Source organism: Nocardioides nitrophenolicus (genome assembly GCF_016907515.1).
GTDB classification, from domain to species: Bacteria; Actinomycetota; Actinomycetes; order Propionibacteriales; family Nocardioidaceae; genus Nocardioides; species Nocardioides nitrophenolicus.
This window is the reverse complement of the sequence record NZ_JAFBBY010000001.1, coordinates 2,971,903-2,992,129: the sequence shown is the minus strand read 5'-3', so window position 1 is coordinate 2,992,129 and position 20,227 is coordinate 2,971,903. Positions and strand designations below refer to the sequence as shown.

At 72.8% G+C, this 20,227-nt stretch carries 23 protein-coding genes and 3 tRNA genes; 9 read left to right on the top strand and 17 right to left on the bottom strand.

Translation table 11 applies throughout. The annotated features are described in order from the left end of the window. Positions 1-25: 25 nt before the first annotated feature. The 3 genes from JOD66_RS14595 to JOD66_RS14585 all read right to left on the bottom strand — a co-directional run bounded on the left by JOD66_RS14595 (position 26) and on the right by JOD66_RS14585 (position 1,799). Complete coding sequence (locus JOD66_RS14595) at positions 26-1,057, bottom strand: BtrH N-terminal domain-containing protein (protein ID WP_307823531.1); 1,032 nt, start codon at positions 1,055-1,057, stop codon at positions 26-28. Between the two features lie 43 nt (positions 1,058-1,100). After that, positions 1,101-1,625, bottom strand: a complete 525-nt coding sequence (locus JOD66_RS14590) for a PadR family transcriptional regulator (protein WP_204837567.1) — start codon at positions 1,623-1,625, stop codon at positions 1,101-1,103. Positions 1,626-1,726: 101 nt separating this feature from the next. Continuing rightward, positions 1,727-1,799 (bottom strand) — tRNA-Arg (locus JOD66_RS14585). A gap of 85 nt (positions 1,800-1,884) precedes the next feature. Between JOD66_RS14585 and JOD66_RS14580 the strand changes: the two genes are divergently transcribed. Continuing rightward, positions 1,885-2,889: a phospholipase D-like domain-containing protein gene (locus JOD66_RS14580; RefSeq protein WP_204837566.1), complete on the top strand. Its 1,005-nt coding sequence runs from the start codon at positions 1,885-1,887 to the stop codon at positions 2,887-2,889. 22 nt (positions 2,890-2,911) lie between these two features. Here JOD66_RS14580 and JOD66_RS29135 read toward each other — a convergent pair whose 3' ends face one another. From JOD66_RS29135 to JOD66_RS14570, 3 genes are all read right to left on the bottom strand, one after another. Next, positions 2,912-3,046, bottom strand: a complete 135-nt coding sequence (locus JOD66_RS29135) for a hypothetical protein (RefSeq protein WP_275579824.1) — start codon at positions 3,044-3,046, stop codon at positions 2,912-2,914. Between the two features lie 157 nt (positions 3,047-3,203). Then, a tRNA-Ser gene (locus JOD66_RS14575) sits at positions 3,204-3,296 on the bottom strand. Between the two features lie 88 nt (positions 3,297-3,384). Then, positions 3,385-3,843 carry a hypothetical protein gene (locus JOD66_RS14570; protein WP_204837565.1) on the bottom strand — a complete coding sequence of 153 codons (459 nt, stop codon included), beginning with the start codon at positions 3,841-3,843 and terminating at the stop codon, positions 3,385-3,387. Positions 3,844-3,946: 103 nt separating this feature from the next. Between JOD66_RS14570 and JOD66_RS14565 the strand changes: the two genes are divergently transcribed. Beyond that, positions 3,947-4,031: transfer RNA gene (locus JOD66_RS14565), tRNA-Ser, on the top strand. A gap of 14 nt (positions 4,032-4,045) precedes the next feature. On the opposite strand, the gene JOD66_RS14560 is transcribed toward JOD66_RS14565, so the two are convergent. The 4 genes from JOD66_RS14560 to JOD66_RS14545 form a co-directional block, all read right to left on the bottom strand. Further along, positions 4,046-5,995 carry a calcium-binding protein gene (locus tag JOD66_RS14560; RefSeq protein WP_204837564.1) on the bottom strand — a complete coding sequence of 650 codons (1,950 nt, stop codon included), beginning with the start codon at positions 5,993-5,995 and terminating at the stop codon, positions 4,046-4,048. Between the two features lie 91 nt (positions 5,996-6,086). Then, positions 6,087-6,692: a TetR/AcrR family transcriptional regulator gene (locus JOD66_RS14555; RefSeq protein ID WP_204837563.1), complete on the bottom strand. Its 606-nt coding sequence runs from the start codon at positions 6,690-6,692 to the stop codon at positions 6,087-6,089. A gap of 15 nt (positions 6,693-6,707) precedes the next feature. Further along, the gene (locus JOD66_RS14550; protein WP_204837562.1) at positions 6,708-7,727 is read right to left on the bottom strand and encodes a hypothetical protein; all 1,020 of its coding nucleotides are present in this window, start codon (positions 7,725-7,727) and stop codon (positions 6,708-6,710) included. Between the two features lie 11 nt (positions 7,728-7,738). Next, positions 7,739-8,539 carry a carbon-nitrogen hydrolase family protein gene (locus JOD66_RS14545; protein ID WP_204837561.1) on the bottom strand — a complete coding sequence of 267 codons (801 nt, stop codon included), beginning with the start codon at positions 8,537-8,539 and terminating at the stop codon, positions 7,739-7,741. Between the two features lie 324 nt (positions 8,540-8,863). Between JOD66_RS14545 and mobA the strand changes: the two genes are divergently transcribed. The 3 genes from mobA to JOD66_RS14530 all read left to right on the top strand — a co-directional run bounded on the left by mobA (position 8,864) and on the right by JOD66_RS14530 (position 10,847). Continuing rightward, the gene (gene mobA / locus JOD66_RS14540) at positions 8,864-9,454 is read left to right on the top strand and encodes a molybdenum cofactor guanylyltransferase (RefSeq protein ID WP_307823529.1); all 591 of its coding nucleotides are present in this window, start codon (positions 8,864-8,866) and stop codon (positions 9,452-9,454) included. 76 nt (positions 9,455-9,530) lie between these two features. Continuing rightward, positions 9,531-9,854, top strand: a complete 324-nt coding sequence (locus JOD66_RS14535; protein WP_204837560.1) for a DUF6457 domain-containing protein — start codon at positions 9,531-9,533, stop codon at positions 9,852-9,854. A gap of 15 nt (positions 9,855-9,869) precedes the next feature. Beyond that, complete coding sequence (locus JOD66_RS14530) at positions 9,870-10,847, top strand: NAD(P)H-quinone oxidoreductase (protein ID WP_204837559.1); 978 nt, start codon at positions 9,870-9,872, stop codon at positions 10,845-10,847. A gap of 12 nt (positions 10,848-10,859) precedes the next feature. On the opposite strand, the gene JOD66_RS14525 is transcribed toward JOD66_RS14530, so the two are convergent. Next, complete coding sequence (locus JOD66_RS14525) at positions 10,860-11,246, bottom strand: VOC family protein (RefSeq protein WP_204837558.1); 387 nt, start codon at positions 11,244-11,246, stop codon at positions 10,860-10,862. A gap of 11 nt (positions 11,247-11,257) precedes the next feature. Next, positions 11,258-11,848 (bottom strand): hypothetical protein, encoded by a 591-nt coding sequence (locus JOD66_RS14520; RefSeq protein ID WP_204837557.1) that lies wholly within the window; start codon positions 11,846-11,848, stop codon positions 11,258-11,260. 150 nt (positions 11,849-11,998) lie between these two features. On the opposite strand from JOD66_RS14520, the gene JOD66_RS14515 reads away from it, so the two are divergent. Further along, positions 11,999-12,613: a bacterial proteasome activator family protein gene (locus JOD66_RS14515; RefSeq protein WP_204837556.1), complete on the top strand. Its 615-nt coding sequence runs from the start codon at positions 11,999-12,001 to the stop codon at positions 12,611-12,613. On the opposite strand, the gene JOD66_RS14510 is transcribed toward JOD66_RS14515, so the two are convergent. The 4 genes from JOD66_RS14510 to JOD66_RS14495 all read right to left on the bottom strand — a co-directional run bounded on the left by JOD66_RS14510 (position 12,610) and on the right by JOD66_RS14495 (position 16,549). After that, the gene (locus tag JOD66_RS14510; RefSeq protein WP_204837555.1) at positions 12,610-13,260 is read right to left on the bottom strand and encodes a hypothetical protein; all 651 of its coding nucleotides are present in this window, start codon (positions 13,258-13,260) and stop codon (positions 12,610-12,612) included. The genes JOD66_RS14515 and JOD66_RS14510 overlap by 4 nt on opposite strands. Further along, a complete protein-coding gene (locus JOD66_RS14505) occupies positions 13,257-14,105 on the bottom strand; it encodes an HAD family hydrolase (RefSeq protein WP_204837554.1) in 849 nt (282 codons plus the stop codon). Before JOD66_RS14505 ends, JOD66_RS14510 begins: the two co-directional genes overlap by 4 nt. Next, positions 14,102-15,382: a serine--tRNA ligase gene (serS, locus tag JOD66_RS14500; RefSeq protein ID WP_204837553.1), complete on the bottom strand. Its 1,281-nt coding sequence runs from the start codon at positions 15,380-15,382 to the stop codon at positions 14,102-14,104. Before serS ends, JOD66_RS14505 begins: the two co-directional genes overlap by 4 nt. A gap of 168 nt (positions 15,383-15,550) precedes the next feature. Next, the gene (locus tag JOD66_RS14495; protein ID WP_204837552.1) at positions 15,551-16,549 is read right to left on the bottom strand and encodes an aldo/keto reductase; all 999 of its coding nucleotides are present in this window, start codon (positions 16,547-16,549) and stop codon (positions 15,551-15,553) included. Between the two features lie 22 nt (positions 16,550-16,571). On the opposite strand from JOD66_RS14495, the gene JOD66_RS14490 reads away from it, so the two are divergent. Next, positions 16,572-18,155, top strand: a complete 1,584-nt coding sequence (locus JOD66_RS14490) for a bifunctional phosphatase PAP2/diacylglycerol kinase family protein (protein WP_307823528.1) — start codon at positions 16,572-16,574, stop codon at positions 18,153-18,155. Between the two features lie 13 nt (positions 18,156-18,168). Here JOD66_RS14490 and JOD66_RS14485 read toward each other — a convergent pair whose 3' ends face one another. Beyond that, positions 18,169-18,567: a DUF4446 family protein gene (locus JOD66_RS14485; protein ID WP_204837550.1), complete on the bottom strand. Its 399-nt coding sequence runs from the start codon at positions 18,565-18,567 to the stop codon at positions 18,169-18,171. A gap of 65 nt (positions 18,568-18,632) precedes the next feature. On the opposite strand from JOD66_RS14485, the gene JOD66_RS14480 reads away from it, so the two are divergent. Together JOD66_RS14480 and JOD66_RS14475 are read left to right on the top strand one after the other, a co-directional pair. After that, positions 18,633-19,463: a prephenate dehydratase gene (locus tag JOD66_RS14480; protein WP_204837549.1), complete on the top strand. Its 831-nt coding sequence runs from the start codon at positions 18,633-18,635 to the stop codon at positions 19,461-19,463. Between the two features lie 368 nt (positions 19,464-19,831). Next, entirely contained in the window at positions 19,832-20,200 is a 369-nt protein-coding gene (locus tag JOD66_RS14475) for a Crp/Fnr family transcriptional regulator (RefSeq protein WP_204837548.1), read from the top strand. The last annotated feature ends 27 nt before the right edge of the window (positions 20,201-20,227 follow it).

The window sequence follows — 20,227 nt, the reverse complement described above, 5'->3', positions numbered from 1 at the left end:
ACGGTGGTACCCCGGCCTGAGGCGTTCACGCATCCGCGGCGAGCACGGTCCCGCTGGTCGACGCGGCCAGCGACCGGAGCGCGGTCATCGCGGAGGTCTCGGTCGCCGCGATCTCCTCCAGCACATCACTCGCGTCGGCCAGCCGCTGTAGGTCGCCGGTGACGCCGGCGCCCTCGACGAGCTCCGCGACCCGCGTCCACAGCAGGGCGGACTCGGCGAAGAGATCCCTACCCCGCTGCACGAGGTCCCGGTCCCGGTTGCCCTCCCGGGAGGTCTCGAACAGGCCGAGGCACTCGGTCAGGAAGTCGCGGTACAGGTTGCGGAAGAGCGCGCCTCCCGTGCCTGCCCGTTCCATGAGCGTGGCGATGACGGGGAGGTCTCGATCGGGTTCCTCGACCCGGTCGAACCACGTGCGGATCCGCTTCGACGCCGTGTGGATGCCCCGGTTGCCCAGATTGGCGATGGGCGGAGCCAGGAACGCCTCAGCGCACTCGGTGATCGCGGGAATGACGGCCGGGAGGAGGCGTTCGGGTGCCAGTTCGACCTGTTCCGGCACCTCCACGGTGAAGGAGCGATGACGGGCCGCCATCGGTCCCCGCGCGGCGCGCGCTCGGGCCAGGCTCTGCAAGCTGGTGGACACGCCGCCGCCCTGCTGCGCGGTGTCGACCAGATAGGCCCGCTCGTCGTCGTAGCCGTACATGGCGACGACATGGCCGGCGAAGTGCACCCGGGACCCGAAGTACTCCAGGTCGTGGCTGTCGAGCTGCAGGCCGACGGGGATCCCGCGATCGATCGACGCGCGGACCTGGTCCCAAGCCTTCGGCGCCGATGTCGTCTCCTGCACGCGCAGCTCCAGCCCGAGCCTCTCGGTGAGGTTCTGCGTCAGCGCGAAGGGCCTCACCCGGCCGCCCAGGAACGGGAGGTCCTGCTTCTTCGAGTCCCAGTAGACGAAGGACAGCCCTGCGCCGAGCCCGAACATCATGGGCTCGGAGAGGTGGAGCCCAGCATGGCTCAGGAGCACACCGAGCGCGGTCGTCTCGCAGTGCAGCCCACCCACGGTCGGAACTCCGTCGACGATCGTCGCGTCGACGTCGGACTTCTCACTCATCTCCGCCCCGGACCCGTGCGACGAGCCAAGATCTCTCCGCCTCCAGCAGGCTGAGCGAGTAGGAGAAGACCTCGCGCGCGGCAGGCGGGAGTGGGGTCTGCGAGCGCTGCGCTTCGGTGACCGATGCGATGCGAGCCTCGACCCGGGTCAGCCTGCTGGACAGCGCCTGGTCGTAGTCGCGCTCGGCCACGAGCGCCAGGTTGGCCAATCCGACCAGCACCGGCTGCGGAACCGTCCGGCCGTCCGCGATGAACGCGAGGGCACCGTCCGTCGCGACCTGCCGGCCCTGCCTGGTCGCCCGGAACACCCGTCGAGACTTCGCACCCCCGCCGGCCTCCTCGGCGGACAGGAGCCCGCGCTTCTCCAGCTTGGCGAGCAGGTAGTAGATCGACGAGAAGCCGATCTCCGTCCACTGCCGGATGCCGCGCTGCTCGATGACCTGCTCCAGGTCGTAGCCGTGCCGGGGCTGCTCGACCACCAGTCCGAGCACGGTCAGCTCGGCAGGCGTCAGCTCCATGGCCATACTCTAGCGCTAGAGTATCCGCGGACCCCGAAAAACTACGAAGGCCGGACCCGAGTCCGGGTCCGGCCTTCTGGATCTCCTCGCGAGATCAGCTGCGCGCCTGTAGGGATTCGAACCCCAAACCTTCTGATCCGTAGTCAGATGCTCTATCCGTTGAGCTACAGGCGCTCGTCGCTGGGCGACCGCACGAGAATAGCCGAGGCGAGCCGCAGATGCCGAATCACCGCCGCCACCCGTGTGGAAGCATGACGCCATGACCTCCTACGAGCCCGCCGACCGGGCCCTCTTCGAGGAGGAGGCGTCCGGGCTCTACGAGCAGGTGCTGGCCGAGGGTGGGCTCGCCGCGGACGACCCGCGGGTCCTCGACGGGTCGCCCGTACGACGGGCGTTCGACCTCCTGGTGGAGCTGGGGCTGCTGCAGCTGGACGCCACCCGGCAGACCTGGCGGCCGGTGGAGCCGAGCAATGCGCAGTCGCGCGTGGTGACCCCGCTGGGCAACGAGGGCGCCCGGCTGCTCGAGGAGTCGGCGCGATGGGCCTCGGCGTTCGCGCATCTCAACCAGAGCTGGCGACGCTCACCGGCGGCGAGCGAGTCGGGCCCCTTCCTCTACCTGCACGGCGAGGCGATCAACCCGTACCTCACGACCCTGGTCAGCGAGGCGCAGGAGGAGCTGCTGACGGCGCAGCCCCAGGCGACGCGGAGCGCGAAGACAGTGGCGGAGGCGACGGTGCGCGACGTGGAGGCGCTCAAGCGCGGGCTGGCGATGCGCACGCTCTACCAGCACAGCGCCCGGCGGCACCCCGCGACCCACAAGTACGTCGCCGAGGTGACCGAGCACGGCGCCGAGGTGCGCACCCTCGACGAGTTCTTCAACCGGATGATCGTTGTCGACCGGCGGGTGGCGCTGATCCCGGCCGCCGACAGCCTGGCGACGGCGGTCGTCGTCCGGGAGCCCGCGATCGTGGCGTACCTCGTCGACGTGTTCGAGCGTGCCTTCGCGCGCGGGCGCCCGTTCGCGAGCGCGGGGCAGAGCGTGACCAAGGAGATCGCCTCGGAGCAGCGCTCGATGACCATCCGGATGCTCATCGAGGGCCATGCCGACGCGGTCAGCGCGAAGCGGCTCGGCGTCAGCCCGCGCACGTACGCCGGGTACGTCGCCGAGCTCAAGGAGGAGTACGACGCCGAGACCCGGTTCCAGCTCGGCTACACGATGGGGACCCTGGGCATCGCCGGTCAGGACGACGACACGTCGTCCTGACCCGGGTGGCCGGGCGGGGTGATCAGCCCTTGGCGTGCGGGAAGACCCGCCAGCCCCAGCCGGTGTCGGCCTCGGCGGCCGCGGGAAGTGAGACGATGCCGGCCGCGGTGATCAGGGCGGCGAGGCCGAAGGCGGTCTTGCGAGCGAGCTTCTTCATGAGCTTTCCCCTCACGTGGTGGGCGGCCGAGTTCCGTCCCTCCGGATGTACCCGAACCGCTGGCGCCTTCCCCCATGGCGGCACCATCAAACATCTTCACCCATCGACCTCGAATAAGCGAGACCCCCGGCAGGGTCTGCCGGGGGTCTCGTCCAGGTGGCGGAGGCGGAGGGATTTGAACCCTCGATGGGCGATAAACCCAAACCGCATTAGCAGTGCGGCGCCATAGACCGGACTAGGCGACGCCTCCTCCACTGCGCCGGTCAGGGACCGGCCAGCGTGCTCAGGCTACTAGGACCGCGCGCGCCTGTCCCAATCGGGCCCGACCAGGACGCGGGTCAGCTCGCGGCGCGCTGCAGGTGCGCCCGGACGTCGCGCGCGAAGTCGTCCTTGTCACCGGCCACGAGCTGCACCGGGATGGTGGTGCTGCGTCCGTCGCGCAACCGCAGCACCAGGCAGTCGATGCCCGACGGAGCCGCCGCGACGGCGTCCTCGACCTCGGTCCAGCGGGCCTCGGTGGCGCCGGCCGCGCGGATCATCCGGACCCGGTAGCCCGCCTCGGTGAGCCGTACGACGACCAGCCGGCTGCGCAGCCACCAGGCCAGCCCGATCAGGCCGAGGATCCCCAGCCCGAGCACCAGCACGATCAGGTCGGCGTTGAGCTCGGCGGACGCGACGACGACGGTGACCGCGACCAGCACCAGCGCGAGCAGGACCAGGTAGGCACCGACGAAGCGGGCCATCACCGGCGGCGCCAGGCGGTAGTCGGTGACCGGGGTCGGCTGCGCGCTGCTCATGGACGCATTGTCCCGGCCCGGTCGCGGACCGGCCACAGCGGTACCGCCGCCCCCACTAGACTCGTCCGGGTGCCCGGCCGGCGCGCGCGTCGTACCGGGCCCTGGAGAGGTGCCGGAGTGGCCGATCGGAACCGCCTTGAAAGCGGTCGTAGGGAGACCTACCGCGGGTTCGAATCCCGCCCTCTCTGCTGCGTGGCGCCTGCTAGAGCGAACACGACCGCTCCACCTCCGCGACGCACCGGTCGCGGCCGGCGCCGCCGAGGGCGCGGTCGACACCGCCCTTGCCCTTGAGGACGTCGGCCCCGCGCCCGCCGCTCAGCAGGTTGGCCGCGGCGGAGCCGATGATCGTGTCGCGCTTGCGGCCGCCGGTGACGTTCTCCACGTCGGCGCGGACGTCGTCGCCCTCGCCCTTGGCGCCGTCGTTGGCGCTGCCGTCGAGCCGGATCCAGAGTCGGGTACGACGGGTGGCGTAGGTCGCGAGGTCGACCCCGGCGCCGCCCCCCAGGGCATCGGCGCCGAGGCCGCCGTCGAGGACGTCGTCACCGCCACCGCCGAGCAGCACGTTCGGACCCGCCGAGCCGGTCAGCCGGTCGGCACCCTCGCCACCGGTGGCGTTCTCCACGTCCGGGCCGACCAGGTCACCCTCGCCCGCCTCGCCATCACCCGCGGCACCGTCGAGGGAGACGGTGACGGGAGCGACCCGGCCCGCGTAGCTGACCGTGTCGGATCCGGCACCCCCACGCAGCACGTCGGCGCCGGGGCCGCCGTCGAGGAGGTCGTCACCGCTGCCTCCGTCGAGCTCGTCGGCCCCCGCGGAGCCGGTGAGGCGGTCCGCGGCGGAGCCGCCGACGAGGCGCTCGACGTTGGGCTGGATCTGGTCGTTCTCGCCGGCCCGGCCGTCATCCCTGAGGCCGTCGAGGTCGGCGACGACCGGCTCGGTGTGGTCGGCGTACGACACGGTGTCGAGGCCCGGTCCGCCGTCGAGCGTGTCACCACCGAGGCCACCGAGCAGGACGTCCGCGCCGGCGCCGCCGATGAGGAGGTTGGCGTTGGCGTTGCCGACCAGGAGGCTGCCGCCGGAGCCGGCGAGGACGCAGTCGACCGAGGCGTCGAAGGTGTCGTTCTCGCCGGCCTCGCCGTTGCCGCTGGTCGCGCCCAGCACGGCGGTGACGTGGCCGGTGCGGGAGCGGTAGTCGACGCAGTCGTTGCCGACGCCGTCTCCTCCGAGCAGGGTGTCGGCGCCCGGCCCGCCGTCGAGCCGGTCGTCCTGCTCGCGGCCGTCGAGGAGGTCGGCCCCGGCGCCGCCCTCGAGCCGGTTGGGGGTGTTGGTGCCGTGGAGGACGTCGTCGCCGGATCCGCCGACCAGGTTCTCCAGGCCGGTGATGTTGTCGCTCTCGCCGGGCTGTCCGCCGCCGTCGCCGACCCCGGCGCCCAGGAAGGCGGTCACCGGCTGGGTCCGGCCCGCGTAGGTCACGGTGTCGACACCGGCGCCGCCCTGGAGGTCGTCATTCCCGAGGCCGCCGTCGAGGACGTCGTCGCCGCCCTTCCCGTCGAGCTGGTTGACCCCGGCGGTGCCGACGAGGACGTCGTCGAACGGCGAGCCGTGGGCGTTCTCGATGTCGGCGTTGAGGGAGTCGTCCTCGCCAGGGACGCCGTTGCCCGAGGACGTCCCCAACCGGACCTGTACGCCGGTGGCGGCGGTGGTGTAGCCGACCGTGTCGGTGCCGGGACCGCCGGCGATGGCGTCGTCGCCCAGGCCGCCGCCGAGCCCGTCGTTGCCCGCCTCGCCGTCGATGATCATCGGCTGCGCGAAGCCGACGACGGTGAAGCTGTCGTCGCCGCCACCCAGCGAGACGTTGGCGCCGGTGAGGGAGCCGCGGGCGCAGCGCACCTGGTTGCCGAACCCGGTGATCGCGCACCCGGCCCCCGCGACGGGGTTCACCACGATGTCGCGGACGTACACGTAGGTGGCGTCGATGCTGACGTCGATCACGTTGCGCACGTCCGCCGCGTCGTCGACGAGCAGCGTCGTGCCCGAGATGCTGACCGTCGCACCCGTGGCGGCGGTCGCCGGCGGAGCGGTCACGAGCGCGAGGCCGGTGCCGGCCACGAGGGCCACGGCGGCCGGGAGGGTACGGCGGGGGAGGGTCATCGGGGGGGCGTCCTCGGGGGGTGCGTCGGCAGTTACAGAGCAAGTGCTCGGTAATTGTGCACGAGGCGACCCGGCCCGGCAACCGGAACGGTCAGTCGGGCGGTGGACCGGCCCGCAGGATGCCGCGCACGGCGTGCTCGACGGCGTACGCCGCCAACGGGTCGGAGGCCCGGCGCGAGGTGATCAGCAGGCGGACCGGGATGTCGTCGATGCAGTAGCGCACCAGCCGGGTCGCCGCATCGTCGGTGCGGCCCCACAGCCGCTCAGTCAGCTCCCCGACGAGGGTGGCGACCGCGCTCGCGTGCGCGCTCAGCTCCTCGATCACGGCGTCGGGCAGTGGGCCCGAGGCCAGCTCGGCGAGACGGGTGGCGAGCAGGACCAGTGCGGAGTCGGCGGTGGTCTCGGCGTACGCCGCGGGGGTGAGCGCCGCCGCGACCACGACGTCCTCGGGGCCGCCGGTGCGGCTCGCCGCCACGACCCGCTGCCGCTGGACCGCGAGATAGGCGGCGATCTCGCGGGCGAAGGCCCGGGCCAGCAGGTGGTTGCGGGACTCGAAGTGGTGGTAGATCGCGCCGTTCGAGACGCCCGCGCGCGCACTCACCGCGCGGATCGTCACCGCCGCGATGCCGTCGGCGACCCAGATCGCGCGGACATGGTCGAGCAGGACGTCGAGATCCAGCTCCCGGGGCCGGGCCATGTCAGTCCCCCACGCTCACAGGAGAGGCGCGAACCGGCTCGGCTCCGGGCGGACGGCGGCAGCCTGCTCCACGGCCCGGCTGCGGCGCCCGCGGTTGCCGGTCAGCGCCAGGTCGAGACGGATCAGGAGCCAGCCGAGCACCAGGCCGACGACCAGCCCGTAGACCACCGACAGGGCGGCCTCGCTGACCGAGACCGCCGGGTTCGCGAGCGCGGTGGCGGTGGGCGAGGTCGCGGCCACACCGAACGCGCACACCCACCAGCCCTGCCTCCGGCGCGCCCGCATGTGGCAGCCGTAGGCGAGAGCGGGTACGCCGAGCACCGTCGCGACCGGACGCGGGAAGGCGCCGAGATGCTCGCGGCTCCACGACACCCAGTCCAGCAGCTGGTCGACCAGGCTGGTCGAGCCGTAGCGGCGCAGCATCTCGGCGTACAGCAGGGTCACGGCGAGCACCACCGCACCGATGGCGACGATCACCAGGCCCCGCCGGCCCAGGCCGTGGAAGCCCGCGCCGAGGCGGTAGACGAGCACGATCGCGCCGAGGAACGCCAGACCCAGGCCGACGTACTCGAAGCGCTCCTTCTGGATCGCCGGCTCGAAGCCGACCGTCGCCATCGCCCCGATGCCGGCGACGACCAGGCCCACCACGCACTCGCGGGCCGCGGTCGCGATCCCGGCCGCGGGCACGGTGATCATCACGCCGAGGACCGCCGCGAGGGCCGAGGTCCCGACCGCGGCACCGGTGAGCAGCAGGTCCTGGTCGCTGAGCACCGCCGCCAGGCCACACGCGAGGGCAAGGGGTGCGAAGACGAGCGGACGACCGCCGGTGCGGGCGGCCAGACCCCAGGTGAAGGCGGTCGCGACCGCGATCGAGCCGGCGGAGCCGAGCCAGGTCGGCCCGACCGGCACCATCGCGCAGACCAGCGCGGCCGTGCTGGCCACGACCAGGACGAACCAGATCGTCAGCGGCGCCCGCGACGCCCCGAACTCACCGATGCGCTGCTCGAGCGGGACACGGGAGGGAGCGCGGGACACGGAGGAGGAGCCTACATTCGGCGGTTGAGGAGGGACGGATTGACGCGGCGGGCCTCCGCCAGCACCGTGTGCTCGATCACGACACGGACCACCTCCGGCTGCTCGGGCGAGCCCGGACCGGCCTCGGCGAGCACCTCGCCGAAGGGGTCGACGACCAGGGAGTGACCGCAGTAGCGCCCGGCGGGCTGACCGACCGCGGCGACGTACACCGTGTTCTCGATCGCCCGCGCGGACACCAGGGTGCGCCAGTGCGCGACCTTGCGCGGCCCCGCGACCCAGGCGGCCGGCAGCACGATCAGCTCGGCGCCGCGCTCGACCAGCGCGCGGGCCAGCTCGGGGAAGCGCAGGTCGTAGCAGGTCATCAGCCCGACCCGCCAACCGTGCAGGTCGACGACCACCGGCTCCAACGGACCCGCGCTGAGGCGGTCGGACTCGCGGTAGCCGAAGGAGTCGTACAGATGCACCTTCCGGTACGACGCCGTCGCGTCGCCGCGCATCACCAGCGTGTTGAACGGCCGCTCCGGGTCCGGCCCCTGCTCGAACATGCCGGCCAGCAGCGTGGTGTGGTGCGCGGCGGCCGCCTCGGCGAGGGTGGTCGCGAACGGGCCGTCGAGCGGCTCGGCGTACGGGCTGACGTCGGAGCCGGCCTCGCCGAAGTCGCGCGCGAAGGCCTCCGGGAAGACGACGAGGTCGGCGTCTCCGGCGTGCTCTGCGACCAGCGTCGCGACCGCGTCGCGGTTGGCCGCGGGGTCGAGCGCCGACGCGGCCTGCACCAGGGCGAGGCGGAGCGCGGGGTCTGTGGGGCTGCTCACGGTGCCAGCGTAGGCCGGTTCCGGGAGGGGGCTGGCGGCGGCGCTGTAACACGGAGTTCGCCGGCCTGACGTACCCGGGCCGCATCTAGCGGACCCGTACGGACCCCGTTCTCCGACGTCGCAGGTCCGGAAGAGCAGCGGACCCCGTGTTACAGCGCGGTGCCGCCCCGCCCGGAGGCCTGCCCACGGGCGGGGCGGCAGAGCCACCGGCGCCAGAGGCCCGACGACCGGGGAGAAGCCGGTCAGGTGGAGCCCGAGGCGGGACGGCGCCGGGATGGCCCTCCCCGCGACGGCTCTCGGGCGGACCCTTGAGAGGATCGACGGGTGGTGATCGAGCTCGGACTGGCCGGATTCGCGGCGATCGTGCTCGCCGGCGGGCAGGGGTCCCGGCTCGGCGGGGTCGACAAGGCGTCCATCGAGGTGGACGGCCGGTCGCTGCTGGACCACGCGCTGGACGCCGTGATCGACGCCAGCGAGGTGGTCGTGGTGGGGCATCAGGTCCCGACCGACCGGCCGGTGACCTTCGTGCGCGAGGAGCCGCGCTTCGGCGGACCGGCCGCCGGACTGCTGACCGGCCGCGACGTGCTGCTGCGCAGCTTCCCGACGATCGCGGTGCTCGCCGTCGACATGCCCCGCCTCGCCCCCGGCACCTTTCGTCGGCTGCAGGAGGCGGCGGTGGGCCACGAGGGCGCGGTGCTCGCCGACGCCGACGGTCGCCGGCAGCTCGCGCTCGTGGTGGAGACGGCTCGGCTGGACGCCGTCCGCCCGGACCACGAGGGACAGCACGGCCTGTCCATCCGGGCGCTGCTCGAGCCGCTCGACCTGGTCGAGGTCGCGCCGCTGGGCGACGAGGCCCGCGACATCGATACCTGGAGCGACCTGCGCGATCTCGCCGGCGGGGCCGGAGATCGCTGAGCCGCGCTGATCTGGACTGGCCCCGGAGTCCCGCGAAAACCTTGCACCGACCGGGACCTCGGGTCACTCTGGGTAGGTGAACCTCCACGACTGGATCGATGAGTTGTGCGACGCCCTCGACATCGAAGCCGAGGCCGACGAGGGCCTGCTGGGCGATCTCGCCGGGATCACGGTCGAGAACGTCCATCCGGCCGCGGGGCTGGTGACGGCCTTCCTGCTCGGGTTCGCCGCGGGTGAGCAGGGCGCCGACCCGGACGCCGTGGAGCGCCTCGCCGCCCGGGCGCAGGCCCTGGCCGAGTCGTGGGACCGGCCGGCGGGTGCGGCCGACGACGAGGACGACGACGTCGACATCGAGGAGCTCGCGGACGCCGACTACGCGGACGAGGACTCACTCGTATAGGCCAGACTGGCACCCATGCGTGCCGTCACCCAGTCCGCCCCGGGCGGGCCCGAGACCCTCGTCGTCACCGAGCTGCCCGATCCCGTCCCCGGCCCCGGCGAGGTGCTGCTCGACGTGGCCGCGACCGCGGTCAACCGGGCCGACCTGCTGCAGCGCCAGGGCTTCTACCCGCCGCCGCCGGGCGCCTCGGACGTGATCGGCCTGGAGTGCAGTGGCACCGTCGCCGCGCTCGGCGAGGGCGTCACCGGCGTGACGGTGGGCGACCGGGTGTGCGCGCTGCTGGCGGGTGGCGGGTACGCGAGCCGCGTCGTCGTACCCGCGGGCCAGCTGCTGCCGGTCCCCGACGGCGTCGACCTGGTGACCGCGGCGGCGCTGCCCGAGGTGGCCTGCACCGTGTGGTCGAACGTCTTCATGATCGCCGGGCTGCGGCCCGGCGACGTCTTCCTGGTCCACGGTGGAGGCGGCGGGATCGGCACCTTCGCCATCCAGCTCGCCGCCGCGTCCGGGGCCCGGGTCTTCACCACGGCGGGCAGTCCCGAGAAGCTCGCGCGCTGCCGTGAGCTGGGCGCCGAGGTGGCGATCGACTACCGCACCGAGGACTTCGTCGAGGTGGTTCGGGCCGCCACCGGCGGGGCGGGAGCGGACGTCGTCCTCGACAACATGGGCGCGAAGTACCTGGCGCGCAATGTCGACGTGCTCGCCGACGAGGGCCGCCTGGTCGTGATCGGCATGCAGGGCGGCACCAAGGCCGAGCTGGACCTCGGTCGCCTGCTCTCGAAGCGCGGCGCCGTGATCGCCACCGCGCTCCGGTCGCGTCCGGTCGAGGGGAAGGCCCGGATCTGCGCGTCGGTCGTCGAGCACGTGTGGCCGCTCGTGGCCGACGGGACGATCCTGCCGGTCGTCTCCGCCGTGCTCCCCCTCGACGACGTCGCCGAGGCGCACCGGATGATCGAGTCCGGCGCGGCCGTCGGCAAGGTGCTGCTCACCCCCTGAGGCGGTCCGGGATCAGACCGGCCTGCGGTCGTCGAGGCACAAGATGTTGTCCTCGCTGTCCTTGAACCACGCGGCATGGCCCATCCCGGCCATCCCCGCCACGTCGCCGTCCCAGGTGGTCCCGGGCAGGTCGTAGTGCTCGAAGCTGACGCCGCGCGTGCGCAGCTCCTCGACGACCGGCCGGACGTCGGCGACATGGAGCTGGGCGATGGTGTGCCCGGCCTTCCCCGCCTCCTGGGTCTCGTAGACGAAGAAGTCCGTCCCGCCCGTGCGGTAGATCAGGCCGCCCGGGTTCTCGTCGTACGGCTCCAGGCCGAGGGTCTCGGCATAGAACTTGCGCGCGCGGCCCAGGTCCGCGGCCGGGATGTTCGCCGTGACCTGACAGCCCTCCAACAGCATCGCGGGCCTCCTCAGGCGCTCTGGAAGTAGGGGTGGTGGAGGTCGTGGAAGCTGGCCCCGGCGAGGGCGTACTCCAGCTCCCGGCGTACGTCGGGCGGCGGCTCGATCCGTTCGCCCTCCCGGGCCGCGGCCTCCGTGGTGAACGCGACGGTCTCCACGAAGGAGCCGTCGGCCTCGATGGCGAGGGTGCCGCCGAGGATCTCGGGACGCATCTCGTGCAGCGTCTCGGTGTCGGCCAGCATCGCCTTGAGCCGGTCCGGGTCGTCGACCCTGCCGGTGATGATCTGCACGAAGCCGGCCGCGTCCGAGCCGCCGTCGAGGAAGAGCGTGACGTCGTCGCAGTCGTGGAAGGTCATCGGGCCGTCCATCACCGCGGCCATCCGCTCCGCCCAGGCGCCCTGCTCGGGCCGGGCCGAGTTGGCCATCGCCGCCTCGCGGTCGGTGAAGCGGACCACGGCCATCAGCTGGCCGTCGTCGGTGAAGCCGTGGGTGCCGCCGAGCCAGCCGGTCGCGCCTGGAGCCAGGTCGCGCCGCCACTCGTCGAGCATCTTCTGGGCATCGTCCTGCCGGGTGCAGGGGCCCTGGATCATCTGGATGAACATGTGCTTGCTCCTCGGTCGTCGGGTCGGACGTGGCTGTCCACCGGACCGGTCGAGGCCGCTCACACCGGGGCCCCGGCCGGGCCCATCGGCAACGTACGCCGACCGGGCGGCCCCCGCATCGCCCAACGGGGGGATGGGTAAGTTGGGATCATGAGCGAGAACGCCTCCGGGAGCGAAGAGCAGATCGTCGTCATCGGTCCGGACGGGCAGCCGATCGGCACCGTGCCGGCGTCCGCCGTCGAGCAGGCCGGCGCCGCGACCGCCGACGACGGCGACGACGACGGGGAGCGGGCGCTGACCGACCTCGTCGAGCAGCCCGCCAAGGTGATGCGGATCGGCAGCATGATCCGCCAGCTCCTCGAGGAGGTGAAGGCCGCCCCGCTCGACGAGGCGAGCCGCAGCCGGCTGGCCGCGATCCACCGCTCCTCGATCGCCGAGCTCGAGCAGGGCCTGGCCCCCGAGCTGGTCGAGGAGCTGGAGCGGCTCTCGCTGCCCTTCTCCGAGGACGCGACGCCGTCCGAGGGTGAGCTGCGGATCGCCCAGGCCCAGCTGGTCGGCTGGCTGGAGGGCCTCTTCCACGGCATCCAGACCGCGATCTACGCCCAGCAGATGGCGGCGCGCGCCCAGTTCGAGCAGATCCGTCGCGCGCTGCCGCCCGGCATGAGCCTCGGCGGCCCCGGCGCGGCGGGCGCGCCCCCGGCCGAGCAGGCGGCGCCCCAGCAGCCCGGTGGCGAGCAGGGGTCGTCGGGCGGGATGTACCTCTAGGAGCGGCGCCGGCCGAGCCGCGAGACCAGCAGCAGGCCGAGCACGCCGATCAGGCTGACCGCGGCACCCGAGGCGACCACCCGCCCGATCTGGGGCGGGTCGCCCAGCGGGTCGTCGGGCTGGTGGAAGCTCACCGGCGCGGGGGTCGGCTCCGGCGCGGGCGGCGGCTCGACCGAGGCGAGGTACTTCTCGAGCATGCTCGCGACCTTCGGGGTCAGCCCCTTCGGCAACAGCACCGCGCCACCGCACGCGTCGGCGACGATGCCGTCGACGGTGTCCGTGGTGAAGAAGAGGTACGACGCGCCCTGGGTCACGCCCGGCTGCGCCCCCGCCGGCCAGTCGATGGTGACCGCGGCCTGCTGGCCCTGGGCGACATCGCCCAGCCAGGCCCGCTCGACGGTGACGCCGTAGCCGACCCGGGTGGAGCCGGTCACCGGAGCGGCCGCGTCGACCCGGCCGGCGAACACGTCGTCGGCGGCCGCGGCGCTCTGGTCGAGCGCCGTCTCGTTGGTGATGTCGATCGGCGCGCAGTCGGCCGGCAGCCCGCCGGACGCGGCCTGGGCGGCGGCGCCCGGGAGCGCGACCAGCGCCACCAGCGCCACCGGGGCCCCGAGCAGGGCGGCGCGGAGCGGACGGCGGGACCTCACAGGCCCATCCCACCAGATCCGGGGGCGGGGAACCAGCGCCCGATCTCGACCGCGGCGCCGTCGTCGTCGACGGAGTCGGTCACCGCGTCGGCGACCTGCTTCACCTCGTCGACCGCCTGGCCCATCGCCACCCCGCGGCCGGCCCACTGCAGCATCTCGATGTCGTTGCGGCCGTCGCCGATGGCCAGCACGTCGGCCCGGTCGACGCCGAGCTGCTGGGCGACGTACTCGAGGCCGGAGGCCTTGGACACCCCGACGGGGGCCAGGTCGAGCCAGGCGGTCCAGCCGACGACGTAGTCGGTGCCGTGGAGGCCGAGGTTGGCGGCCAGCGCGACGAAGTCCTCGGCGGTGGCCTTCGGGTCGCGGATGATGACGCGGCTGACCGGCTGGGCGACCATGTCGTCGACGTCGGCGATGATCGTCGTACCGCCGAGCTCGCCGTCGGGGAACGGGCCCGACACCCGGTAGCCCACCCCGCGCTCCTCGACCGCGACCAGCGCGTCGGGGTGCTGCTCGAGGACGGCCGCCACGGCGGCGCGGGCGTCGAAGGTCACCTCGTGGACCACCTCGGCGGGCGGGTAGCGCAGCACGACCGCGCCGTTGGCGGCGACGATCCAGAGCCGCTCGCCGTGGCCGTGGAGGTCGAGCATGTCGGCCACGATCGTCATGTTGTGGGGCGCGCGGCCCGAGGACAGCACGACGTGGGCCCCCGAGTCGAGCACCCGCTGGACGGCGTCGTGGACGGCCGGGGTGACCTCCTCGTGGCTCATGCCGAGCCCCGCCACCCACTTGAGCAGGGTGCCGTCGATGTCGAGCGCGACGAGGCGGGGCTGCCAGTCGCTCATCGTGCGACGGGCTCCAGCACCTCGAGGCCGCCCATGAAGGGCTGCAGCGCCTTCGGGACCCGGACCGAGCCGTCGGCCTGCTGGTGGGTCTCGAGGACGGCGACGATCGCGCGGGTGATCGCGGTGAGGGTGCCGTTGAGCGTCGCGATCGGTCCGGTGCGCTCGCCGAACCGGCCGCGGGTGTCGAGGCGACGGGTCTGGAAGTCGGTGCAGTTCGAGGTCGAGGTCAGCTCGCGGTACTTGCCCTGGGTCGGGATCCACGCCTCGCAGTCGAACTTGCGGATCGCGCTGCCGCCGAGGTCGCCGGCCGCGATGTCGACGACCTGGTAGGCGAGCTCGAGCTTGTCGAGGAACTCCTTCTCCCACGCGAGCAGGCGCTGGTGCTCGGCCGCCGCGTCCTCCAGCGTGGTGTAGACGAACATCTCCACCTTGTCGAACCAGTGGACCCGGATGATCCCCTTGGTGTCCTTGCCGTGGGAGCCCGCCTCCTTGCGGAAGCAGGGGCTGAAGCTGGCGTAGCGGCGCGGCAGGCTGTCGGCGTCCAGGATCTCCTGGGAGTGGTACGCCGCCATCGGCACCTCGGAGGTGCCGACCAGGTAGAGGTCCTCGCCCTCGATCCGGTAGATGTCCTCGCCGCCGCCCTGGTCGAGGTAGCCGGTGCCCTCCATCGCCTCGGTGCGCACCAGCGAGGGCGCGATCACCTGCGTGAAGCCGGCGTTGCGCGCCTGCTCCATCGCCAGGTTGACCAGGGCCAGCTCGAGCTGGGCGCCGACGCCGGTGAGGAAGTAGAACCGGCTGCCGCTGACCTTGGCGCCGCGCTCGAGGTCGATCGCGCCGAGGATGCGGCCGAGCTCGATGTGGTCGCGCGGCTCGAAGCCCTCCTGCGCGAAGTCCCTGGGCGTGCCGACGGTCTCGAGGACCACGAAGTCGTCCTCGCCGCCGGACGGGGTCTCGTCGGCGACGACATTGGGGATCGCCTTGAGAGCCGTGGTCCACGCCTCGTCGGCGCTCGCCTGCGCGGCCTCCAGCTCCTTCACCTCGGCCGCGAGCTGCTTGACCTGCGCGAGCAGGGCCTGCTTCTCCTCACCCTGCGCCTGGGCGACCTGCTTGCCGAAGCTCTTCTGGGCGGCGCGCTTCTCCTCGAAGGCGGCGATCGCCGTACGCCGGGCGGCGTCGGCGTCGAGCGCCCGGTCGACCGCGTCGGGAGAGGCCCCGCGCTTGACCTGCGAGGCGCGGACGCGGTCGGGCTCGTCGCGGAGGAGGCGGGGGTCGATCATGCGGCTCAGGCTATCCGCCGACCGTGGCTGGTCGCGCATCGGTTTGGGTCGGGGGAGGTGTATGAATCGCCGGTTGACCGGCGAAACTGTCACTTGTCGGGCGTTGCAACGCCCGACAAGTGCAGGAACAACCGGTCAACCGGCGATTCCGACACCCTCAATACAGCCTCAATACAGCGCAATGGGCTCCGGCGCGGGGAACAGCGCGTCCAGCTCGGCGAGGTCCTCGGCGGTCGGGACCCACTGGTCGGCGGCGGCGTTGGCGGCGACCTGCTCGGGCGTGGTGGCGCCGGCGATGACCGATGCGACGGGCGACTGGGCGAGCAGCCACCCGATGGCGACGGTCACCTCGGAGACGCCCCGGGCCCGGGCGAACGCGGAGTACGCCTGGAGAGTCGGGGAGACGGCGTCCTCGAGCAGGTGCTGGCGGGTCTGGGCGAGCCGGGTGCCGGCGGGTGCGGATCCGGAGGCGTACTTGCCGGTGAGCAGGCCGTTGGCGAGCGGGAAGTACGGCAGTACGCCGATGCCGTACGCGCGGGAGGCGGGCAGCACCTCGAGCTCGGCCCGCCGGTCGGTCAGGTTGTAGTGGTTCTGTGCAGAGACGAAGCGCTCGACGCCGAGCTCGCGGGCGAGGTACTCCGCCTCCGCGATCTGCCAGCCGGCCCGGTTGGAGTGGCCGAGGTAGCGGACCTTCCCCTCGCGGACCAGGTCGTCGAGCGCGGACATGGTCTCCTCGATCGGGGTGCGCGGGTCGGGGGTGTGGAACTGGTAGAGGTCGATCCAGTCCGTGCCGAGCCGGCGCAGCGAGGCCTCGACGGCGGTGCGGATGTAGCGCCGCGAGCCGCGGGCGCCGAAGTCGGGACCGTTGACGCCGCGCATGTCCATGCCGAACTTGGTGGCCACCACCACCTCGGACCGGCGCGCGCCGAGCGCCGCCCCCAGCCGCTCCTCGGAGAGGCCCGGCGTGGCGCCGTAGGTGTCGGCGACGTCGAAGAAGGTGATGCCGGCGTCGAGCGCGGCGCCGATCACCCGGTCGGTGCCCTCCTGCGACTCGGTGGCGGCGCCCGGCCGGCCGAGGTTGTTGCAGCCGAGGCCGACGCGGGACACGACGAGGCCCGAGCGGCCCAGCGTCGTCGACGAGGGAGTCACGGAAGAGGGGGCGGTCATGCCTCGACGTTATCCTCCACCAGTGCTCGACCGACCCCGCCGGACCCCTCTCCTGGCCTCGCTGATCCTGCTCGCCCTGTTCGCCGGGGTGGCCGGAGCCGTCGCCGCCGACTGGTCGTGGGTGGAGGACTTCGACGGCACCGGCGAGTCCGCCCGGTCCTGGGCGAGCGACCAGACCTGGCTGGAGCACCCGCTGCGGGCGATCGAGATCGCCTTCGGCACCCCCTGCATGACCGCGATCACCGTCGTCCTCGCGCTCGCACTCATCGTGAGGCGGCACCGACGGGCCGGGATCCTGGTCGGCGCCGTGATGGCGGCCACCGCCCTGCTGACGTACGGCGCCAAGGTGCTCGTCGGCCGCGGCCGGCCCGTCTGGCAGGACCCCGAGTACTTCCTCCACTCCAACGCCTTCCCCTCCGGGCACACCTCGGCGGCCGCGGCCTTCGCCGGACTGGTGATCCTGCTCGCCGTGATGCTCGTACGCCGGCCCGGGATCCGGCGGCTGCTCTCGACGCTCGCCGTGCTGGTCTGGGCGCTGGTCGCCGCCGACCGGATCCTGCTCGGGCGGCACTACCCCAGCGACGTGGTCGGCGGCACCCTGCTCGGCGTCGGCGTGCTGCTGCTCGGGGTGGCGCTCTACAACCCGCTCCCCCGCAGCCACGCGCTGAAGGCCGAGCCGCTGCCCGAGCCGTTCCCGTCGGCGCGCCGGCTGGCCGTCGTCCTGAACCCGATCAAGGTGGAGTCGGTCGAGCAGTTCCAGGGCATCGTGACCCAGATGGCCCTGGAGTCCGGCTGGAACGCGCCCCAGTGGTACCTCACCACCGTCGAGGACTCCGGCACCGGACAGGCCGAGCAGGCAGCCGTCGACGGCGCCGACCTGGTCATCGTGTGCGGCGGCGACGGCACGGTGCGCGAGGTGTGCGCCGAGCTCGCCGGGACCGGCATCCCGGTGGGGGTCGTCCCCGCCGGCACCGGCAACCTGCTGGCCCGCAACCTGGAGATCCCGCTGTTCATCCGCGCCGCCATCGACATCGCCCTCACCGGCCAGGACCGGGCCATCGACATGGTCGAGGTCGACGGCGACGGCCTCGAGCCCACCCACTTCATGGTGATGGCCGGGATGGGCTTCGACGCCGCGATCATGGAGGGCGTCAACGAGGACCTGAAGAAGAAGGTCGGCTGGCTCGCCTACGTGCTCTCGGCGCTCAAGGGCCTGATGTTCCCGACGATGCGCCTGGAGATCTCGGTCGACGACATGCCGTTCACCAAGCACCGCGCCCGCACCTGCGTCATCGGCAACGTCGGCAGCCTGCAGGGCGGGATGAACCTGATCCCCGACGCCGCCATCGACGACGGCCAGCTCGACGTGGTGCTGCTGTACCCGCGGCGGTTCCTGAGCTGGATCCCGCTGGTGCTGCGCGTGGTGACCCGGCGCGAGCGCAACGCGGGCGAGTCGGTGGCGCGGATGACCGGCCGCAAGGTCGTCGTACGCGCGTCGAGCGAGGTGCCGCGCCAGCTCGACGGCGACACCATCGGGCTGGGCTCGGAGCTGCGGATGGAGTGCATCCACGGCCGGGTACTGGTGCGGGTGCCGCGGACGCTGTAGGCCGGGCGGCGGGTCAGGTGCGGGCCAGCCGCGCGTGGGCGACCGCCTCGGCCTCCTCCGGGGAGAGCTCCTGGTCACCGCTCCAGGCGGCGATCGACTTGGCGTAGGTGCGGGCCTCGTTGCGGCCCCGGATCGAGGTCAGGACGACGCCGTCGCCGCTGTCGTCGAGCAGAGCCAACGACCACGACAGCCGTCCGCCCATCTCGTCGAAGGCGTCGTACCGGACGACGGCGAGATGCCGCAGCGCACCGACCGCCTCGGCCCGCAGGGCGGCCACCTCGCGGCGCAGGCCGGCGGCGTCGGCGGGCAGGTCCTCGACCGTGCCGGTGGCGGTGGACCGGCCGGCACGCAGCGCCACGGCGAGCGCGGCGAGGGCCACCAGGAGGGCGAGGAGCGCGAGGACGACGGCCATGAGGGCGACCGTAGTCCGCGAGACCGCGCGGCCGGGGCCCACGCGCCGCGACTACCCTTTCCGGCATGGTCCGAATCGCGTACCAGGGGGAGCCCGGCGCCAACTCGCACATCGTGTGCAAGCAGCACTACCCGGACGCCGAGGCCGTCGCCTGCGCCTCGTTCGAGGACGTGTTCGCGGCGGTCGGGAGCGGTGACTGCGATCTCGCGCTGATCCCGATCGACAACTCGATCGCCGGCCGGGTGGCCGACATCCACCACTTCCTGCCCGACTCCGGGCTGCACATCATCGCCGAGCACTTCCTGCGCATCCAGTTCCACCTGATGGTGGTCCCGGGGGCGTCGGTCGAGACGCTGCGCACCGTCCACAGCCACGTGCACGCGCTCGGCCAGTGCCGCAAGGTGATCCGCGAGCTCGGGCTGACCCCGATCATCTCCGGCGACACCGCCGGCGCCGCCCGCGAGATCGCCGAGGCCGCCGACCCCAGCCAGGCCGCGATCGCGCCGCCGCTCGCCGCCGAGATCTACGGCCTCGAGATCCTGCGTCGCGACGTCGAGGACGAGGACCACAACACCACCCGCTTCGTGCTGCTCTCCCCCGAGTACGTCATGGCGCCCCAGGGCAACGGCCCGGTCGTCACCAGCTTCGTGTTCAACGTCCGCAACCTCCCCTCGGCGCTCTACAAGGCGCTCGGCGGGTTCGCGACCAACGGCATCAACATGACCAAGCTGGAGAGCTACATGGTCGGCGGCCACTTCGCGGCCACCCAGTTCCTCGCCGAGGTCGACGGCCACCCCGACGACACCGGCCTCAAGCGGGCGCTGGAGGAGCTGACCTTCTTCACCACCGACATCAAGGTGCTCGGGGTCTATCCCGCCGACCCGGCGCGCGGCTGAGCCTGCCGCCGCTCGCGCCTGTGGGGGGCGGGGCGGGGCAGAGCAGTGGGGTGGGCGTCACTGCGGGGCGCTGTAACACGCAGTTCGCCGCTCTTCCCGACCCCAGACGTCGGTCAGGGCCGTCCGTACGGGTCCGGTACAGCCGACGCGGGTCATGCACACCAGCGAACCCCGTGTTACAGCCGATGCCAGCCGCCACCACATCCCGGCCGCGCCGTGACGTACGTCGGGATAACGCACGTGTCCCGGACACGTTGTGACAGGTGTTCCCCGCACCGGCGCCGGGCGCACTAGGGTCGACGGTGACAGTCGGGGAGAGGGCAGATGAGCCCGGCGCGCGCTGCACCGGGCACGGCGAAAGGGTCAGCATGGCAACGTTCTTCGAGCACTTCTCGCCTCAGGAGATCGCGCGGATCAGCGCGACCGGACGGCGGGTGAAGCTCCCCGAGGGCTGGTCGCCGATCTGGGAGGACACCCCGGCCGACAAGGCCTACATCATCCTCGACGGCACCGTCTCGGTCCGTCGCGACGGCGCCGAGATCGCCCAGCTCGGTGCCGGCGACATCGTCGGCGAGGCCGCGATCGTCGGCCAGAAGCTGCGCAACGCCACCATCGTGGCGCTCACGCCGCTCGACACCATCCACCTCACCGACGACACCCTGCGCGAGCTCGACGCCGAGTGGCCGGCCTTCCACGACGCGCTCGTCGAGGTCGCCCAGGCCCGGCTCGGCTCCTGACGGCCGCGCCCCGACCGACCGTACGAC

What these genes read in the sequence shown, in the direction of transcription:
- JOD66_RS14590 (WP_204837567.1), bottom strand. Translation starts at nt 1,625, where the DNA reads ATGGAGCTGACGCCTGCCGAGCTGACCGTGCTCGGACTGGTGGTCGAG.
- JOD66_RS14520 (WP_204837557.1), bottom strand. Translation starts at nt 11,848, where the DNA reads ATGTTCATCCAGATGATCCAGGGCCCCTGCACCCGGCAGGACGATGCC.
- JOD66_RS14580 (WP_204837566.1), top strand. Translation starts at nt 1,885, where the DNA reads ATGACCTCCTACGAGCCCGCCGACCGGGCCCTCTTCGAGGAGGAGGCG.
- JOD66_RS14475 (WP_204837548.1), top strand. Translation starts at nt 19,832, where the DNA reads ATGGCAACGTTCTTCGAGCACTTCTCGCCTCAGGAGATCGCGCGGATC.
- JOD66_RS14570 (WP_204837565.1), bottom strand. Translation starts at nt 3,843, where the DNA reads ATGAGCAGCGCGCAGCCGACCCCGGTCACCGACTACCGCCTGGCGCCG.
- JOD66_RS14505 (WP_204837554.1), bottom strand. Translation starts at nt 14,105, where the DNA reads ATGAGCGACTGGCAGCCCCGCCTCGTCGCGCTCGACATCGACGGCACC.
- JOD66_RS14515 (WP_204837556.1), top strand. Translation starts at nt 11,999, where the DNA reads ATGAGCGAGAACGCCTCCGGGAGCGAAGAGCAGATCGTCGTCATCGGT.
- JOD66_RS14480 (WP_204837549.1), top strand. Translation starts at nt 18,633, where the DNA reads ATGGTCCGAATCGCGTACCAGGGGGAGCCCGGCGCCAACTCGCACATC.
- JOD66_RS14555 (WP_204837563.1), bottom strand. Translation starts at nt 6,692, where the DNA reads ATGGCCCGGCCCCGGGAGCTGGATCTCGACGTCCTGCTCGACCATGTC.
- JOD66_RS29135 (WP_275579824.1), bottom strand. Translation starts at nt 3,046, where the DNA reads ATGAAGAAGCTCGCTCGCAAGACCGCCTTCGGCCTCGCCGCCCTGATC.
- JOD66_RS14525 (WP_204837558.1), bottom strand. Translation starts at nt 11,246, where the DNA reads ATGCTGTTGGAGGGCTGTCAGGTCACGGCGAACATCCCGGCCGCGGAC.
- JOD66_RS14530 (WP_204837559.1), top strand. Translation starts at nt 9,870, where the DNA reads ATGCGTGCCGTCACCCAGTCCGCCCCGGGCGGGCCCGAGACCCTCGTC.
- serS (WP_204837553.1), bottom strand. Translation starts at nt 15,382, where the DNA reads ATGATCGACCCCCGCCTCCTCCGCGACGAGCCCGACCGCGTCCGCGCC.
- JOD66_RS14560 (WP_204837564.1), bottom strand. Translation starts at nt 5,995, where the DNA reads ATGACCCTCCCCCGCCGTACCCTCCCGGCCGCCGTGGCCCTCGTGGCC.
- JOD66_RS14485 (WP_204837550.1), bottom strand. Translation starts at nt 18,567, where the DNA reads ATGGCCGTCGTCCTCGCGCTCCTCGCCCTCCTGGTGGCCCTCGCCGCG.
- JOD66_RS14495 (WP_204837552.1), bottom strand. Translation starts at nt 16,549, where the DNA reads ATGACCGCCCCCTCTTCCGTGACTCCCTCGTCGACGACGCTGGGCCGC.